Origin of the sequence: Glycomyces albidus, assembly GCF_009451885.1 — a bacterium.
GTDB classification, from domain to species: Bacteria; Actinomycetota; Actinomycetes; order Mycobacteriales; family Micromonosporaceae; genus Glycomyces; species Glycomyces albidus.
On record NZ_WIAO01000002.1, the window covers coordinates 170,016 to 187,074 of the forward strand.

Consider the following 17,059-nt stretch of genomic DNA (forward strand, 5'->3'; position numbering starts at 1 on the left):
CAAGCGAAGCATGATGGACGACGACACCACCGATGCAGACTTCCTGTCCCCAGATCAACTCCAGAGCCTTCTCCCCGGATTCCGCCTCGATGCGAAGCCGCTGAGTTCGACGGCGATGAGCCGGGTGTACCTGGCGTCCGACACGCGGCTGCACGACCGGAAAGTGGTCGTCAAGATCATGGCCGCCTACCTGGCCGAGCTCCCCGGCTTCCGCAAACGGTTCCTGCGCGAGATCGAGCTCATGGCGGAGCTCGAACACCCCCACATCATGTACATCATCGCCGCCGCACGGAACCAGGACCGCCCGCTCTACTTCGTCATGCCGCGCGCCGAGACGGACCTGAAAGCCCGCCTCGCGGACGGCGCGCTCGACCCGCAGGAGACCGCGCGCGTCATCACTCAGGTCGCGAGCGCGCTCGACTTCGCTCACGACCGCGGAGTGTTCCACCGAGATGTGAAGCCCGCCAACGTCCTCTTCGGCACTGGAGGCCATGTCTACCTGAGCGATTTCGGGGTGGCGAAGCACGCCGCCGGCGAGGACCTGACCCGCGCCGGGGATTCGATCGGCACCCGCCGGTACACCGCACCGGAGGTCTACAGCGCCTCTCGCGCAAAGGATTCGGAGGCGAAACCGGACGGCCCGCTCGACCGGTTCGGCGACGTGTACTCGCTCGGGGCGGTGCTGTTCCACTGCCTTACCGGCAAGCGGCCGTTCGACGAGGCCGATGACATGACCGTCGCCGAACTGCACCGGAAAGGGGTGGTGCCCCGGATCGCCGAGGTGCGGCCCGACCTCCCGGCGGCGTTCGACGCGATCGCGGCCAAAGCGATGAGTTCCGAACCGGAACTGCGGTATGCGACCTGCGGGGAACTCGCGGAGGCATTCTCCAAGGCGGTCGCCCGCAGCGAGGCCGAGACGGTTGTCGGTCGCGATGCCGGCGAACGTGCGGCGCGCGTCGACCGCACCGGAGGCGATGCTGCGGCCGGTGCCGGTCGCGGCGGTGACTACCGGAAAGCCGGCGGCGGGCGGCGCAGCCCGGGCCTCGCCGTTGCGGCGCTGGTGGCGGGTCTGCTGGCCGGGGGAGCACTGTCGTACTTGGCGTTCGGCGCTGATGCGGGGACGTCTGCTCAGGGCGGGGTCGTCGAAGGGTCGGTCGATCCGACGGTCGAGCCGGTGACCGGCGACGACCAGGCTCACCGTGCGCCGGTGGTGGGGGAGTGCCTCACTGCGGACGAGGATTACGTGGTCGTCGCGTGCGATTCCGAGGCGGCGGCGCAGCGGGTCTACCGGATCGTCACCGACCCCGAAGACCCGAACCCCGAGCAGCCCAAGCACAATGACGCCGCCTTCGAGGTGTGCGGGTCGGACGCGTCCGTCGAATACGCCTACCGCTACTCCGACTCGGCGCTTCGGGAGGGCCGCGAATGGAATCCGGACACCGACCGGATCTACTACGTCATCTGCGTCCAGGAGCCGTGACGACTCAGCGATTCTTGAGCTGGGGCGCTGGCCGGAGCGCTGGCCGGGACGGGTGTTCGAGGCTCGCCAGGTCGGGTCGGGTCGGGACGGGTCGCGCTCGCGCCGAATGGGTCTGGGCTGGTGTTGGTAAAGCCTTGTGTCGGGCCCCGGCGGGCTGCGAGGCGGACACGATTCCGGGCGGGCTCGGTTGCGCACCGAGGGCGCGTGCGAGTTGCGGTCAGAGCGGCAGCGACGAGGGGCGGGAGTGCGTGCGGGCTTGATTGCGTGTTGCCGATTCACGCGGGTTGCGGTCAGGGCGGCAGCGACGAAGGGCGGGAGTCGGTGCGGCTCGGTTGCGTGTTGCCGGTTCGCCGAGGTTGAGGTCAGAGCGGCAGCGACAAGGGGTGGGAGTCGGCGCGGGCTCGGTGGCGCGTTCACGGTTCCTGTGGGTCACGGTCAGAGCGGCAGCGACGAGGGAGTGTCGGCCGGGTGAGTGTTCGAAGCTCTGGCCGGGGCGGGTGGCGCTCGCCGGGGGATTCGGATTCGTGCCAGATTGCTTGGGGCGCTTGGGGTCCGGTTCTTGAACGTGAGTGTTCTCCAGTCGTGTGGGTGATGACGGTGTCGCACAGGGGTGCGAGAATGGGGGTACGCACAGGGACAGGGAGTTCGGTGCAGGTGCAGGGCGGTGCAAGCAGACTGAGACAAGCCTCTGGCCGGCCGGTAGACCACACTGACTTCGAGGCAGGGCCCCCGACGCAAGCGGTCGGATCCGGGTCGATCTCATCCCTCACTGCGATCGGGACCCGCAGCAGTCAACCGGCCCCACCCCATGGAGGGGGTGGGGAGGTGATCGGGCGGGGGATCGACCGGTCGGGATCACCCCGCCGGCGGCAGTGCTCCAACGAGGCACAAGACCGGACCACCACAGGAGACGACGAGACTTGCAAGCACGACAAGGGACGATCCGGTGCTGCGCCCCGCGCGCACGGCCCGCCACGGGCATGACCGGTCACTGCCCGAGGTCGCTGCTGCCCTTCACAACTCAACAGGGGATACGCCGAGAAGCGCTGGCTCAGGGGTGCGCAACGGGTCTGGCACAAGGCCAGGGGTAGCGGTGAGTGTCGCGCGAGCGCGCGCTCAGGCCGCAGTCGTGAGCGCCGCAGGAGTGCGCACAGGTTCTGGCGCGAGGCCAAGGGAAGCGCGACGCGCGAGCGTGCACGCAGGCCGCAGCCGGACCGCCACAGGAGTGCGGACCGATCTGGCGAGAGGCCAAGGGAAGCGCGAGCGTGCGCTCAGGCCGCAGCCGGACCGCCGCAGAGTGCGGACAGTTCTGGCGAGAGGCCAAGGGAAGGGCCGCGCGAGCGTGCGCTCAGGCAGCGACCGGTCCACCACCGGTGCTGAAGCGACCGGAGCCCATGCCCAGAGCGATCGGAGCCGATGGTGCCGCGGTGCGTTTGCGGCTGATGAATCGGCGTCCGCCGGGGCCGGCTCGGTGTGCCTGGGCTGGACGGGAGCGGGACCGAAGTGGGCCCGGGGTCCGTGCAGAGGCTGGTGCGCGAGCGTGCTCTGACGCGCTGCGGCCGAACCGCCGCGCCTGCCGGAGCGGCGGGGCCGAGCAGGATCGGGTCCCGCGCCTCCCAGGGGCGCTGGGGTCGGCGCGGCCGTGGTCGACCCGGGCCGGTTCGGTGGCGGCGGATCGGCTGCACGAACGCGGACGGACCCGGCGGCGGGAGCGAAGCGGAGGGGATGCGGGGATGGCGCATGCGCGGTCCTGGCGTTGCGGTGCTGGAAGCGGCTCTGGCCTGGTGTGAAGCGGTGCCGGGCGGCCGAGGCGGCCAGGGCCGGGCATGCATCACCGAGCCGGGTCACTTAAGCGTTGTCCCGCAAGTGGTCGGTGGAAGCCTGGTCAGTTCGCTTCGGGGGCGTTTCCGGTGGCGCCAGCATCGCGCAGCGACTTCCCCAGCGACCCGGTGAGGATGCGGGGATACCGGCGCCACCACCACCAGTCGGGCTCACGGAGCTTATGAAAGTGGGAGAGCGCTGCTCCGTCGTCGGCGATGGTCGCGGCTGTGAAGCGGTTGTCCAGGGCCATCAGCCTCGGTGTCCAATCCTGGACTATGAAGTCATGGAGCAGCCCGGACGCCTCCCGGAGCCAGTTTCGGCTGTAGAGGTCGTTGGTGTAGTTGTAAATGTCGCCGTCGTAGCCTTGTTCGACCTCGCCCACCAGCCGCTCCCACTTGCCGACCATCTCAGCGATGGTGAACGCCTTCCGCCAGCCGTCCCGATACAGCCGCTCGCTCACCTCAGCCTCGCTATATGTACCCATCACGACAGATTCTCGCAGACATCCTGCGGATCAAACGGGTAGCTTGCGTGGCGAGCGTGCGACCGCTCGCTCATCTCGAGCCTCCCGCATCGGAAGCCGTTGGAGCGCAACAGATCATGATGTTGTGTCAGGGGTGATCACGGCGAAGGATGAGCTCATGGTGCCCCTGTTCAGCGGGCTGAGTCCTCGCCGGTTCGCCAAGCTGGTCCGCCAGCTTCGCCGCGAAGGCGCCGATCCTGTGCTCCGGGGTCGTCCTTGGAAACTTACCTTCGAGGATCGGGTGCTGCTGGTCGCAGCCTACTGGCGTACCAACCTCACGATGCGCCAGATCGCGGCGTTGTTCGGCACCTCGAAGTCGGCCGCTGACCGGATCATCGGCGACCTCGCGCCGAAACTGGCGCTCCGCCCAAGGCAGCGGTATGCGCCGGAGACGGTGCTGATCGTCGACGGCACACTGGTTCCTACCAGGGACCAGGCGTGGCGGCGAAGTCGAAGAACTACCGGTACTCGACCAACCATCAGGTGGTTATTCGCGCCGACACGCAGCTCGTGGTCGTGGTCGGGACACCGCTGCCGGGCAACCGCAACGACTCGGTCGCCGTCGCCGCTTCCGGCGTTGACAACGCCACCCGTACCGCGACAGTCATCGCCGACGGCGGCTACCAAGGCACCCGAGCCGGATCGGGTCCGAGCGGATCGGACGGAAGCGGACCCGGCCACGGCAACCTGCCTCCGTGGCGTGCCGCCCAACCCGGCATCGGTGCCCGTCCGGACCTGGCATCTGATCGCGACCCGAGCCCCGGAGCGCGCCCTAAACCATGCTCTCACCCGCTTGTCGCTGCCTGATCGAACACCGACCCCGACCAGACCCGAGCGCGACCGGGCACCGGTTCACAGGCCATTGCTGGGGGTTCGACGCCGGCCGAAGCGGACCCGGCCACGGCGACACGCCTTTGGTACGTGCGGCTCAACTGGGCATCGGTGCCTTGACGGGCCTCGCTCGGATTCGACTCGAGCCCCGGAGCGCACCCCCAACCACCCGCCCATCTCGTTGCCGCCCGATCGAACACCGGCCCTGACTCGACCAGGGGATGACCACTTTCCGGTTCGTAGGTCTTGGGTCATTGCTGGGGTTTCGAGGCCGGGCGAAGTGGGCCCGGCCGCGGCGACACGTCTTCGACACCTGCGACTCGACTCGTCATCGGTGCCTTGCGGACCTGGCGCGGAGCGCTAGCCGAGCCCCGGAGCGAACCCGCAACCACGCGCCCACCCGGTCGTCGTCGCCCGATTGAACACCGATTCCGCCGCGGCCATTGCTTGACCAGGTTCCTGAAGGATTGCGATCGGTTGTCGGTGCCCAAGTTCCGCAAGACTTGGAACCAGTACCTCAGTCCGATGAGGACTTCCGTGCCTGCGTTGGCGACCGGTGGGTCACAGGAGCATCCACAGTTGTTCGGCATCCCCGGAGTCGCAGTTCTGCAAGGCGACCGCGTCGCCCGACTCGGACGACGAGCTCTTGAGGACGGCCAGGCACAAGGTGTCGCTGGCGGCCGTGCGGAGCTGGTAGGCGCTGCCGGTCGGGAGGAGTTCCCAGGTCTGGGCGTCGAGGCCGTCGCAGCCGTCGAACCCGACGAGCATGCCGTCTTCGGTGCCGCCGTTGTCGGCGGTCATGCAGGGCGTCCAGTCGTCGAAGGCCATTTCGACGAAGTACGCGCCGCCGTCCTTGACCCAGGTCAGTTCCGGCTCGGTGCTGCCGCAGTCGCCCAGGACCAGCACGCTGCGGTCGCCGCCGGGCTCCTCGCCCCAGGTCATGCACAGGCCGCTGGCCTCCTGCCGCGCCCGATAGACGCCGGTCCCGGGCAGTGCGGTCGCGTTCTCGGCCGTGTCCGATGCGGACGCCGCAGTGGTCGTCTCCCCGGTCGGCTCCGCTTCGACGGACGGCGACCCGCTCTCCTGTCCCGTTCCGGCCGTTTCGCTCGGGCTGCCCGTGGGGCCCGAACCGGTCGCCGAACCGGGGTCGAATTCGGCGTACGCGACCGAATCGGCGTCGACCCCGGTCGTGTTGTCCGACATGGCCTTCCAGATGACGGCGGCGGTGAGGGCGAGGGCCACGGCCGCTGCGGAGGCGAGCGACTTGCGGGTGAGCACCTGCCGCCGGTCCGGGACCGGGAACGCGTCGAGCGGGCCGTCGGCGTCCCGCGCCGGCTCGGAGTTCTCGGTCTCCACGGGGTCAGTCACTGGGGGCGTCCTCGGGGTGGATTCGGTCGCGATGAGCGGGTTGATCCTACCCGGCGGGCCGTCAGCGCCCGGTGATGGCGGGCCCGTCCGGCGGCAGGGGGCGCTTACCGGGTTCGGTCGGGAGGGCCTGGATGAGGCGGGCGGCGTGGTCGCGGTTGGTGCCGACGAGGCTGACGCGGTGGCGGCTCCCGTCGGGGAGCTCGCGGATGATGCGCCTGCCGTCGAAGTAGACCCGCTCGCCCTGCTCGGCGCCGACGCCCTCCTTGCCGGGACCGATCGCCATGAACACGGTCAGGGCGCCGGTCGCCGGGTCGTACAGGTACCTGGGGCGGAACAGGGCCCCGAGCCCGGCGCCGAGGAGCGCCAGGCCGGTGAGGCCGATCGGGACCAGGACCGGCAGGAACGGCGTGAAGACCGAGACGGCCGCGCACGCCGTGAGGACGACGCCCATGCCGGTCATGAGCGCGGACGCCTTGCGGGAGTAGCCGACCTTGATCGGGCGGGGGCGGAGGGGATGAGGGGCGTCGGACGGCATCGCGTCTCCTGCGGGCGAGGGGCGGGCGGGCCTTCAGGATAGCGAGCGGAGGCTCGGCGGCCGGGTCAGTAGTTCCGCCACTCGGACTGCACGAGTTCGAGGATGACCGGGTGCATGAGCGTGGACGGCTGCATGTCCATCTCGGCCCGGTCGGGCGGGAAGACCTGGGCGGCTTCCAGGAGCTCGGGGGTCAAGGACCGGAACGGGCCGGCCGCGGGGTCCAGGCCCAGTTCCGGGACGGTCCCGTCGGCCTGGACGAGGTGGTAGCCCCAGTCGCCGAAGCTCGGCACCGACACCCAGTACGGGGCCGCGGCGTACCCGGCGTCATCGAGGGTGGCCTTGATGGTCCAGAAGGTCTTCGGCGCGAAGTACGGGGACCCGCTCTGGACGACCATGCGGCCCGCGTCGGTGAGGCGGTCGCCGGCGAGCGCGTAGAACTCGGTCGAGTAGAGCTTCGCGGTCTCGGTCGCGTCCGGGTCGGGCATGTCGACGATGATCGCGTCCCACCGGCCGGTCTGCGTGCGCAGCCAGGTGAAGGCGTCCTCGTTGACGACCGTGACGCGCGGGTCGTCGAGGGCGTCCCCGTTGAGCGCCACCAGGTCCTCGAAGTCCCGGGCGAGGTCGGTGACGGCGCCGTCGAGGTCGACCAGGGTCACCGACTCGACGTCCGGGTACTTCAGGATCTCGCGGACCGCGAGCCCGTCGCCGCCGCCGAGGACGAGGACGTTCGCGCGCGGGCCGTCCATCGCCGGGTGGACCAGCGCCTCGTGGTACCGGTATTCGTCCACCGAGGAGAACTGGAGGTCGCCGTTGAGGTACAGGCGCAGATCCTGCTCGCCGAACGGCGACAGCGACTCGGTCATCACGATCTGCTGGTACCGCGTGTCCTCGGTGTAGACGATCGGCGCCGAGTAGAGCGCCTGGCGCGCATCCGTCTCGAACTTGTCCGTGTACAGGAACGCCGCCACCAGCAGCACCGCCGTGCCCGCCGCGACCAGCGCCAGGAGCTGCTTCGCCATCGTCGACAGGTCGCCGCGGAACAGCAGGAACACCAGGAGCACGCCCGCGACCGCGTTCAGCGCCCCCACCAGGAGCGCCCCCTGGATCTGCCCGAACACCGGCAGCAGGATGAACGGGAACGCGAGCCCGCCGATGAGCCCGCCCAGGTAGTCCGCGGCGTTCAAGTCCGCGACCGCCGCGCCCGCCGCCTGCTCGCGGATGCGCTGCAGCAGCTCCATCAGCAGCGGGATCTCCGCCCCGATCAGCAGCCCGATCGCGGCCGCGACCACCACCAGCGGCAGCGAGTACAGGTCCGTCCACGCGAACGCCGCGTACAGCAGCATCACGCTGAAACCGCCCAGGAGCGCCAGCGCCAGCTCGACCGCGGCGAACGCCAGCGCCGGCCAGCGCCGCAGCGGCTTCGCCGCCAGAGCGCCCAGGCCCATCGCGCACACCATCACCGCCAGCACGATCGACGCCTGCTGCGCGGTGTTCCCCACCAGGTAGGAGCCGAGCGTGATGAGCGCCAGTTCGTACACGAGCCCGCACGCCGAGACCGCGAACGCGGTCGCGAGCAGGCCGAAGCGCGCCAGGCGGACCCGGCGCGCACTCAACGTCGTCTGCGGGGCGGTCGCAGCGGTCACGACCGCGGTCGCCTCGTGCTCGTCACGACAGCGCCATCGCGATCACGCCGCCGAGCGCGACGTGCATCGCCGCGTTCACCCACACCGCGGGCTGCAGCTCGTCGTCGGTCAGGATGTCGCCGAGCTTCCCAGGGGTGAGCAGGTCGAGGATGAGGAACGCGATCGCCATGGCGCCCAAGCCGATCACGCCGTACACGAACGTCGAGACGACGCCCCGGACCACGCCGCCCTCGGACGCCCAGATCGCGCCGACCACGATCAGGCCGACACCGAGGACGTTCGAGGTCAGCAGGACCGCGGCGTTCTTGTTCCGCTCGGTCCAGATCAGCTCGCCGAGCTTCCCGGGGGTGAGCCAGTCGGTGACCAGGTAGCCGAGCACCATGAGGACGATCCCCACGACGCTGTACGCGACGGCGCCGAGCAAGGGGTCGAGGACGTCGCGGCTGAGCTCTTCGAACATGTCAGGTGGCCGTGCCTTTCAGAATGCGCTTCATGACAACTGGGCTTACTTGCCGGAGCCGGGGCCGCCGCCCCGGAACGGCGACGGAGGCGAGGACGACCAGCCCCAGCCGCCGAGGATGAAGACCGACGAGTAGTGGTTGTAACCGGAGCGGTAGTCGTGCACCAGGATCTTCGAACCGCCCTGGTACGGCGACACCGCGACGATGTGCTTCGTGTACTGCAGGTAGTAGACGCCGCCCGAGGAGCGCTCGTCGACCGCCTCGGCGTCGTCGTCGATCTGGTCGGCCACGGTCGCGGGCGACAGGCTCGACGTGTAGGCCCTGCCGCCGCCCTCGTCCAGGTTCGCCGCCCGGGTGTAGTGGTCGCGGATCGTCCCGGTGGGGTTCGAGAAGTTCGAGTTCATCAAGAACACCCCGCCGCAGCACAGCGCCAGCACGACGATGATGGCCGTCCAGTGCTTCCAGTTCATGCCGCGCGACGCGGGGGTCGGAGGGGGCTGCTGCTGTCCGTTGGTCATTCGGCGTTCCTCGGTCGTCTCTCGGGGGTTCGGTCAGCTTACGGCTTCGACGCGACTGCTGGTGGTCACGACCTCGCCGTACTGCGGGTACGTGTGGACCGTGCGCCACGACAGCGGCTCGGTCCCGGTCACCTCCAGCGCCGTGAGCGCGTCCGGGTCGCCCCCGAACAGGCCCACGAGCAGGTCCGGTTCCGCAGTGCGCTGCACGGCCCGGTCGCGCAGGGCCCGCACGCGGCCGCGCAGCTCGGGGACCGTCAGCGTCTCGACGGTGCACTCGTACCGGTGCCGCCACGCGCCGACGCGCTGGCTGAAGGACTCCGGCAGGTCGGGGGCGACGTCGGAGCGGTACGCGAGGGTCTCGGCGATGAACCCGTCAGGGGTCGCCACGACGGCCTGGTGGCTGGCGCCCAGCAGCCGCAGGGACAGCCGCAGGGGCCCGGCGTCGCGGTCCATGCGGTCCAGGACCGGCATCGGCGGCGCGTCGGGCCGGAAGGTGAGCGAGGCGGCCGAGACGTCGGCGAACGGCACCTCGATATGCGCTATCAGCGTGTGCTCCGTGGGGGGATCGTCGTGCGGGCGGGCGGAGCGGTCAGGCTTCGCTCTGGTGGTAGATCGTGATCTGGTTCCGGTCGAGCGTGAGGCCCTTCGCGAGCTCCCACTTGCCCTCCTCGCCGAACCGCTCGAACGAGAGCTTCTGGCCGTCGGGGCCGGCGTAGTCGTGGTACTTGACCGAACCGGTCGGGGCGAGCCCGGTGGTGGCCTCGGACACGTACCGCGCGGTGCCCTTCTCGTCGGACCGGTACGAGACGCCCTCGTAGCTGAGCTCGCGGGGGCCCGGCTGCAGGTCGGAGTCGGTGATCTCCTCCCACATGACCACCTCGAGGTCGGGGTCGGCCTCGACCGACAGCCAGCGCTTCACGCCGGTGCCGGTGTCCAGGAAGTGCTCGGACCACTGGTAGTCGCCCTCGGACAGCCGCAGGCTGCCGCGGACGGCCAGGGTCTTGCCGTACAGCTCGACCAGGTCGGCGGCCTTGAGGCGGCGGGGGTCGCCGCGGAGGACGTCGGTGTCGGCGTCGGCGAACGGGTCCACCGGCCCGGGGGCCGGGACCGATTCGTCCTTGCGGGTGTTGTTCTTGCGCCACAGCCACCAGCCGAGGACGGCCAGGGCGATGAGGAGGAGGACGACCCAGATCATGGCGGTGCCTTCGCGTTTCGGGGGGTGCTCGGTGACGGGATGGTTTCCTGCTCTCACTCTACCGTCGCTTCGGCAACATCGGTGTCACCCGTGCGCCATGTGGGCAACCTAGGATCTAGCCTTGAGGCGGCGCACAACGATGTGGGCCGAACGTGATTCGGACTGGAGTATCGAGACGTGTTGGCGTTCATCGGAGACGAAGAGTTCCGCGAAACCCTCCCCGACCGGGAGGAACTGCTGACCGAGGCGGCCCGACTGGCCGGATCCGACGAATCCCTGGCGCGGCTGGTGGAGCTGTACTGGAGCCTCGTGTCGGACGACGACCTTGTCGGCCGCAGCGCCCAGCAGCTCCTGGAGACCACCGCCCACCACCGCCGCATGGCCGAGACGCGCTCCCCGGGGCAGGTCTGCCTGGAGATCGACTGCCCCGACGACGCCGAGGGCCCCGACGCGGCCTCCTCGACCCGCGTCGACCTCGTCTGCGACGACTCCCCGTTCCTGGTCGACTCGCTCACCGGCCTGTTCAACCGGCACGGGATCGACATCGCCGTGTTCGTCCACCCCATCGTCCCGGTCCGCCGCGACGCGGACGGGAACCTCGAAGAGGCGCCCGCCGACGACGGCCGCCCCGAATCCTGGATGCACATCGAGGTCCAGCGGCTCTCCGACCCCGACGAGATCGCCAAACTCGAGACCGAGATCGGCGTCGTCCTCGCCGACGTCGCCGCCTGCGTCGCCGACTGGCAGGCCATGCGCGCCAAAGCGCTCGAGATCGCCGACGGACTCGACGCCACCGCCACCGGCGCCGAAGGCACCACGCCGCTGCCCGTCCCGCCCAAGGACATCGACGACACCGTCGAACTCCTGCGCTGGCTCGCGGACGACAAGTTCACGTTCCTGGGGTTCCGGCAGTACAAGCTCACCGGCGAAGGCGAGGACCAGGCGCTCTCGCCGCTCGCCGAGACCGGCCTGGGCCTGCTGCGCAAGGCGCCCGCCGCGCCCCGGCCGCTGACCACGTTCAACGCCGACGCCCGCTCCCAGATCGGCACCAAGCGGCTCCTGGTCATCACCAAGTCGAACGCGCGCTCCACCGTCCACCGGACGTCCTTCATGGACTACATCGGGGTGAAGACCTTCGACACGAACGGCGAGCCCGACGGCGAGCTGCGCTTCCTCGGCCTGTTCACCTCCGCCGCGTACCTCTCCAGCGTCACCGAGCTGCCCGTCGTCAAGCGCAAGGTCGAGGAGGTCCTCGAACGCTCGGGCGTGACCCTCTCCTCCCACTCCGGGAAGGACCTCGTCACCGCCCTCGAGACGTACCCGCGCGACGAGCTGTTCCAGGCCCGCACCGACGACCTGTACTCGACCGCGATGGGCGTGCTGCGCCTCGCCGGGCGCCGCCGCCTGCGCCTGTTCGCCCGCCGCGACGTCTACGGCCGCTTCTACTCATGCCTGATCTACCTGCCCCGGGACCGGTACAACACCGAGAACCGGATCAAGATCGAGCAGATCCTGCGCCGCCGCCTCCACGGCAAGGCCGTCGACTACGACGCCCGCGTCACCGAGTCCGTGCTCGCCCGCCTCCACTTCGTCGTCCGCATCGACCCGTTCGCCGAGCACCCGCCCGTCGACGTCGAGTCGATCCAGGCCGAACTCGCCGACGCCACCCGCTCCTGGGACGCCGACCTCGCCCTCCAGCTCGACCACCACGTCGGCGAAGGCCAGGCCCGCACCCTCTACAAGACCTACGCGGCCGCGTACCCGCCCGCGTACAAGGCCGAGCACACGCCCATCGACGCCGCCAAGGACATCGCGAAGCTCGAACTGCTCCGCGACGACGGCGACATGGAGCTCCAGCTGTTCCGCCGCGGCGGCGACGACGCGAACGTGCACTTCAAGCTCTACTCGTTCAACCAGCCCGTCGGCCTCTCCGAGGCCCTCCCGGTGCTCCGCGACCTCGGCGTCCGCGTCGCCGAGGAGCGCCCGTACCACATCGAGCGCCCCGACGGCACCATCCACCTGCACGACTTCGGGCTCGAACTGCCCGGCCGGGCCGCCGAATCGATCCCGAAGCTGCGCATCCGCTTCGAGAACGCCTTCCGCGCCGCCTGGGCCGGCGAGGCCGAGTCGGACCGGCTCAACGAGCTCGTGATCGCCGCCGGCCTCACCTGGCGGCAGGTCGTCGTCCTCCGCGCCCTCGCGAAGTACCTGCGCCAGTGCGGGTTCGTGTTCTCCCAGGAGTTCATCGCCGCGACCCTCGGCGCCTACCCCGAGATCGCCGCGAACCTGGTGCGGCTCTTCGAAGCCCGCTTCGACCCGCGCGTGGGAGCCGACCGCGACGCCGCGGTCGCCCGCATCGACGACGCGCTCGCGGAGGGCCTCGCCGCCGTCCCGAGCCTCGACGCCGACCGGATCCTGCGGGCGTTCCTGACGCTCATCCGCTCGACCCTGCGGACCTCCTACTTCCAGCGCGGCGCCGCGGGCCGGCCCAAGGAGTACGTGGCGTTCAAGTTCGACGCCCGCTCGATCGACTTCCTGCCCCGCCCGCGCCCGCTGTTCGAGGTGTTCGTGTACTCCCCGAACTTCGAGGGCGTCCACATGCGGTACGGCAAGGTCGCGCGCGGCGGCCTGCGCTGGTCGGACCGGCGCGAGGACTTCCGCACCGAGATCCTCGGCCTGGTCAAGGCCCAGGAGGTCAAGAACACCGTCATCACGCCCGTGGGCGCGAAAGGCGGGTTCGTGCTCAAACGCGACGGGTTCGCCGACCGGGCCGCGTTCCAGGCCGAAGGCGTCGCCCGGTACCGCGAGTTCATCTCGGCGCTGCTCGACATCACCGACAACCGCGACGCCGACAACACCGTCGTCCCGCCGCCGAACGTGGTCCGCCACGACGGCGACGACCCGTACCTCGTCGTCGCCGCCGACAAGGGCACCGCGACGTTCTCCGACATCGCCAACGCCGTCGCCGCCGAGTACGGGTTCTGGCTCGGCGACGCGTTCGCCTCCGGCGGCTCGGTCGGCTACGACCACAAGAAGATGGGCATCACCGCGCGCGGCGCCTGGGAGTCCGTCAAGCGCCACTTCCGCGCCGAGGGCCTGGACACGCAGACGCAGGACTTCACCGTCGTCGGCATCGGCGACATGTCCGGCGACGTGTTCGGCAACGGGATGCTGCTGTCCGAGCACATCCGGCTCGTGGCCGCGTTCAACCACATGCACATCTTCATCGACCCGGACCCCGACGCGGCCGTCTCGTACGCCGAGCGGCGCCGCCTGTTCGACCTGCCGCGCTCGACCTGGGCCGACTACGACCCGGCGCTCATCTCAACCGGCGGCGGCGTGTGGGAACGCTCGGCGAAGTCCATCCCCGTCTCCGACGAGGTCCGGGCCGCGCTCGGCATCGACGCCGACGTCAAGGACCTCACCCCGCCCGAACTCATCCGGGCGATCCTCACCGCGCCGGTCGACCTGCTGTGGAACGGCGGCATCGGCACGTACGTGAAGTCCGCCGCGCAGACCGACGCCGACGCGGGCGACAAGTCCAACGACGCGGTCCGCGTCAACGGCGAGGACCTGCGCTGCCGCGTCGTCGGCGAAGGCGGCAACCTCGGGTTCACGCAGCTCGGGCGCATCGAGTACGCCCAGTCCGGCGGGCCCGAGGGGCGCGGCGGGCGCATGAACACCGACTTCATCGACAACTCCGCGGGCGTGGACACCTCCGACCACGAGGTCAACATCAAGATCCTGCTGCGCTCGGCGACGCTCACCGGCCGGTGCGACCCCGCCTCGCGCGACAAGCTGTTCATGGAGATGTCCGACGCCGTCGCGGACGCGGTCCTGGCCGACAACTACGGCCAGAACATGGCCCTGGCCAACGCGATCCGCCTCAACCGGCGCCTGCTTCCCGTCCACATCAGACTGATGAAGCACCTGGAGAAGACCGTCGGCCTCGACCGCGAGATCGAGGGCCTCCCCAGCGACAAGCAGCTCAAGGAGCGTGCCGCCGCCGGGACCGGGCTCACCGAGCCCGAGCTCTCGGTGCTCCTGTCGTACGTGAAGATCTGGGCCAAGCGCGCCGTCCTCGACTCCGACCTGCCCGACGAGGAGTGGACCGCGCCGGTGCTGCGCGAGTACTTCCCGGCGCCGCTGCGCGAGCCGTACGCCGACCTCATGGCCGAGCACCCGCTGCGCCGCGAGATCGTCACCACCGCGGTCGTCGGCGAGGCCGTCAACCGCGGCGGCACCACGTTCTTCTTCCGCATCGCCGACGAGACCGGCGCCGACGTCGTCGACGTCATCCGCGCGTACGTGATCATCCGCGACGCCTTCGGCCTGCCGGCCCTGTGGCGGCGCATCGAGGCCCTCGACAACCAGGTGCCGCAGGAGGCGCAGGTCGCGGCCATGCTCGTGATCCGGCGGCTCCTCGACCGGGGCGTGCGCTGGCTCGTGCAGCACCGCCGGGGGCACCTCGACGTGGCCGCCGAGATCGGGCGGCTCCGGCCGGGCCTGGCGGTGCTCCAGCCGATGCTGCCGGTGCTGCTCATCGACTCCGAGGCGGTCGGGTTCGAGCGGTTCGTGGACCAGCTCGAGGACCAGGGCATGCCCGCCGAGCTCGCACGCGAGGCTTCGGCGCCGATCTTCGGGTTCGGGCTCGTCGACGTCGTGGAGTGCGCGCGGCTGCTCGAGACCGACCTGGAGACGACCGCGAAGGTGTACTACGGGATCGCCGCCCGCGTGCACCTCGACGAGATCCTCAACCAGATCTCGGCCCTGCCGCGCACGAACCGGTGGCAGACGCTCGCGCGGTCGGCGCTGCGGTACGACCTGTACGGCGCGATGGCCGGCCTGACGGCGAGCGTGCTCGAGGCGAAGCCCGGCACCGACCCGGCCGAGGCCGTCGACTCGTGGGCCGAGCGCAACGCCGCCGAAATCGCGCGGATCCACGAGGCGACCGAGGAGGCCGGGCGCTCCGACGAGAAGCTCGCGGTCCTGTCGGTCTCGCTCAGGCAGATCCGCGGATTGGTGGACACCGACGGGGAGTGACCGGTTTTCGGGCAGCACAGGCGGGGTCGTCTTCCGGCCCCGCCTCGGTGATGCCGGGGCGCGATGCCGAGGGTCGTGAAGCGGCGCGGGCGATGTTCTGCCGCACGGGGTCCGGCGGTTTGGCGAGCTCGGGGAACTGAGACCGGTTCGCGGGCAGGGGCAGAGGCACTGAGGCCGGTTCGCAGGGCCCCCGGTTCAACACCCTGACACGAGGGTCCGACAAAACGCCTGGTTCGAGATTCCGAGACCGTTTTGCGGGCAGCGGCAGCGGCACTCAGGCCCGTTCGCAGGGCCCCCGGTCAATACCCTGGCACGAGGGTCTGACAGTTTGGTCCGGGCCGGGTGCTGCAATGGCGGCTTGCTCGGGGTTTATCGGTCACTCGCGGGCTCGTGCGCGCTAGTCGCAGCGGAACGCGAGTGCAGCCCGTGGATAATGTGGGCTCGGAGGAGAAGGAAGTACGAATGCCGAAGAGCCACACCCCCGGGGTGCCCAAGCTGCTGCGCGTCCTCAACGACCAGGCCGCGCTGAAGCTCCTGCTTGAAGACGGGCCCCAGACCCGCGCCCAGCTCGCCGAGCGGACCTCGATGTCGAAGGTCACCGCCTCGCAGATGATGGAGCGCCTCCAGACCCGCGGCCTCGTCGAGGTCGTCGGGTCCAAGTCGGGCGGGCGCGGCCCCAACGCGTCGCTGTACGCGGCGGTGCCCACGTTCACATACGTCGTCGGCGTCGAGGTCGGGCCCGTGACGACCAAGGGCGCGTGCGCGGACTTCACCGGCCGCATCGTCGGCCGCGCGGAGATCGACGTGGAGGGCTCGACCGACCCGGTGGCGGTCGTGCGCCGCGTCGTGACCGACTCGGTGGCCGACGCGGGCATCGAGATGGCGAAGGTCCAGCGGATCACGCTCGGCACCCCCGGCGTCATCGACCCCGCCAGCGGCGACATCGGCTTCTCCTGGAACCTCCCGGCCTGGCACCGCGGCCTGCGCACCGCCCTCAACGAGGAGTTCGCACCCGCGGTCGCGATCGAGAACGACGTCAACCTCGCGACCCTCGCCGAGCAGCGCTCCGGCGGCGCCGGCGGCGCCGCCGACTTCGTGTACGCGTGGTTCGGCGGCGGCCTCGGGCTCGGCGTCATCCTCAACGGGCAGCTCTACCGCGGCGCCTCTGGTGCGGCCGGTGAGATCGGCTTCCTCCCGGTGCCCGGCGGCGACCTGCCCACGGGCGGTGTCGTCACGCGGCTGTCGAAGGGCTCGTACCAGCGGGTCATCGGCGGGGACGCCGTGATCGACATCGGCGCGAAGCACGGCTTCGAGGCGGCCGAGCCCGAGGACGTGCTGACCGCGGCGCTCGCCGCGGGCGAGGCCGGCGTGCCGTGCCTCGAGGAGATCGCGCGCGGGATCGCCCTCGGCATCGTGGCCGTCTGCGTCCTCCTCGACCCGACGGTCGTGGTCCTCGGCGGCCCGGTCGGCTACGCCGGCGGCCTCGAACTCGCCGGCCGCGTCGCCGCCCAGACCTCGCAGCTCGCCCCGGTCAACCCGAGCGTGGTCGCGGGCACGGTCATCGAGGAGCCGATCATGCGCGGCGCGATCCTCCACGGCCTCGACGCGGTCCGAGAAAGCCTCTTCGACTGACCACATTCG

General features: G+C 70.4%; 11 protein-coding genes and 1 pseudogene. 4 read left to right on the plus strand and 8 right to left on the minus strand.

Going from position 1 to position 17,059, the window contains the following annotated elements; genetic code table 11:
• The first annotated feature begins 115 nt into the window (after nt 1-115).
• Nucleotides 116-1,480: a serine/threonine-protein kinase gene (locus GFD30_RS02500; RefSeq protein ID WP_227995785.1), complete on the plus strand. Its 1,365-nt coding sequence runs from the start codon at nt 116-118 to the stop codon at nt 1,478-1,480.
• Between the two features lie 1,885 nt (nt 1,481-3,365).
• Here the strand turns inward: GFD30_RS02500 and GFD30_RS02505 are convergent.
• Nucleotides 3,366-3,761, minus strand: coding sequence for a hypothetical protein (locus GFD30_RS02505; protein WP_227995761.1), 396 nt, complete (start codon nt 3,759-3,761; stop codon nt 3,366-3,368).
• Between the two features lie 148 nt (nt 3,762-3,909).
• Between GFD30_RS02505 and GFD30_RS02510 the strand changes: the two are divergent.
• A pseudogene (locus GFD30_RS02510) lies at nt 3,910-4,457 on the plus strand (transposase family protein); the annotation flags it as partial.
• Nucleotides 4,458-5,216: 759 nt separating this feature from the next.
• On the opposite strand, the gene GFD30_RS27740 reads toward GFD30_RS02510, so the two are convergent.
• From GFD30_RS27740 to GFD30_RS02545, 7 genes are all read right to left on the minus strand, one after another.
• A complete protein-coding gene (locus GFD30_RS27740) occupies nt 5,217-6,023 on the minus strand; it encodes an RICIN domain-containing protein (RefSeq protein ID WP_153023634.1) in 807 nt (268 codons plus the stop codon).
• Nucleotides 6,024-6,084: 61 nt separating this feature from the next.
• Entirely contained in the window at nt 6,085-6,558 is a 474-nt protein-coding gene (locus tag GFD30_RS02520) for a hypothetical protein (RefSeq protein ID WP_153023635.1), read from the minus strand.
• A 65-nt stretch (nt 6,559-6,623) separates the two neighbouring features.
• Complete coding sequence (locus GFD30_RS02525; protein ID WP_322632867.1) at nt 6,624-8,201, minus strand: polyamine aminopropyltransferase; 1,578 nt, start codon at nt 8,199-8,201, stop codon at nt 6,624-6,626.
• 22 nt (nt 8,202-8,223) lie between these two features.
• Nucleotides 8,224-8,661: a DUF350 domain-containing protein gene (locus GFD30_RS02530; protein ID WP_153023636.1), complete on the minus strand. Its 438-nt coding sequence runs from the start codon at nt 8,659-8,661 to the stop codon at nt 8,224-8,226.
• Between the two features lie 45 nt (nt 8,662-8,706).
• Nucleotides 8,707-9,180 (minus strand): DUF4247 domain-containing protein, encoded by a 474-nt coding sequence (locus GFD30_RS02535; RefSeq protein ID WP_153023637.1) that lies wholly within the window; start codon nt 9,178-9,180, stop codon nt 8,707-8,709.
• A gap of 33 nt (nt 9,181-9,213) precedes the next feature.
• Nucleotides 9,214-9,708: a DUF2617 family protein gene (locus tag GFD30_RS02540; RefSeq protein WP_194201821.1), complete on the minus strand. Its 495-nt coding sequence runs from the start codon at nt 9,706-9,708 to the stop codon at nt 9,214-9,216.
• Nucleotides 9,709-9,769: 61 nt separating this feature from the next.
• Nucleotides 9,770-10,375 (minus strand): DUF4178 domain-containing protein, encoded by a 606-nt coding sequence (locus GFD30_RS02545; RefSeq protein WP_153023639.1) that lies wholly within the window; start codon nt 10,373-10,375, stop codon nt 9,770-9,772.
• A 177-nt stretch (nt 10,376-10,552) separates the two neighbouring features.
• Between GFD30_RS02545 and GFD30_RS02550 the strand changes: the two genes are divergently transcribed.
• Together GFD30_RS02550 and GFD30_RS02555 are read left to right on the plus strand one after the other, a co-directional pair.
• Nucleotides 10,553-15,418, plus strand: a complete 4,866-nt coding sequence (locus GFD30_RS02550; RefSeq protein WP_322632868.1) for an NAD-glutamate dehydrogenase — start codon at nt 10,553-10,555, stop codon at nt 15,416-15,418.
• A 462-nt stretch (nt 15,419-15,880) separates the two neighbouring features.
• Nucleotides 15,881-17,050, plus strand: coding sequence for an ROK family transcriptional regulator (locus GFD30_RS02555; RefSeq protein ID WP_153023641.1), 1,170 nt, complete (start codon nt 15,881-15,883; stop codon nt 17,048-17,050).
• The last annotated feature ends 9 nt before the right edge of the window (nt 17,051-17,059 follow it).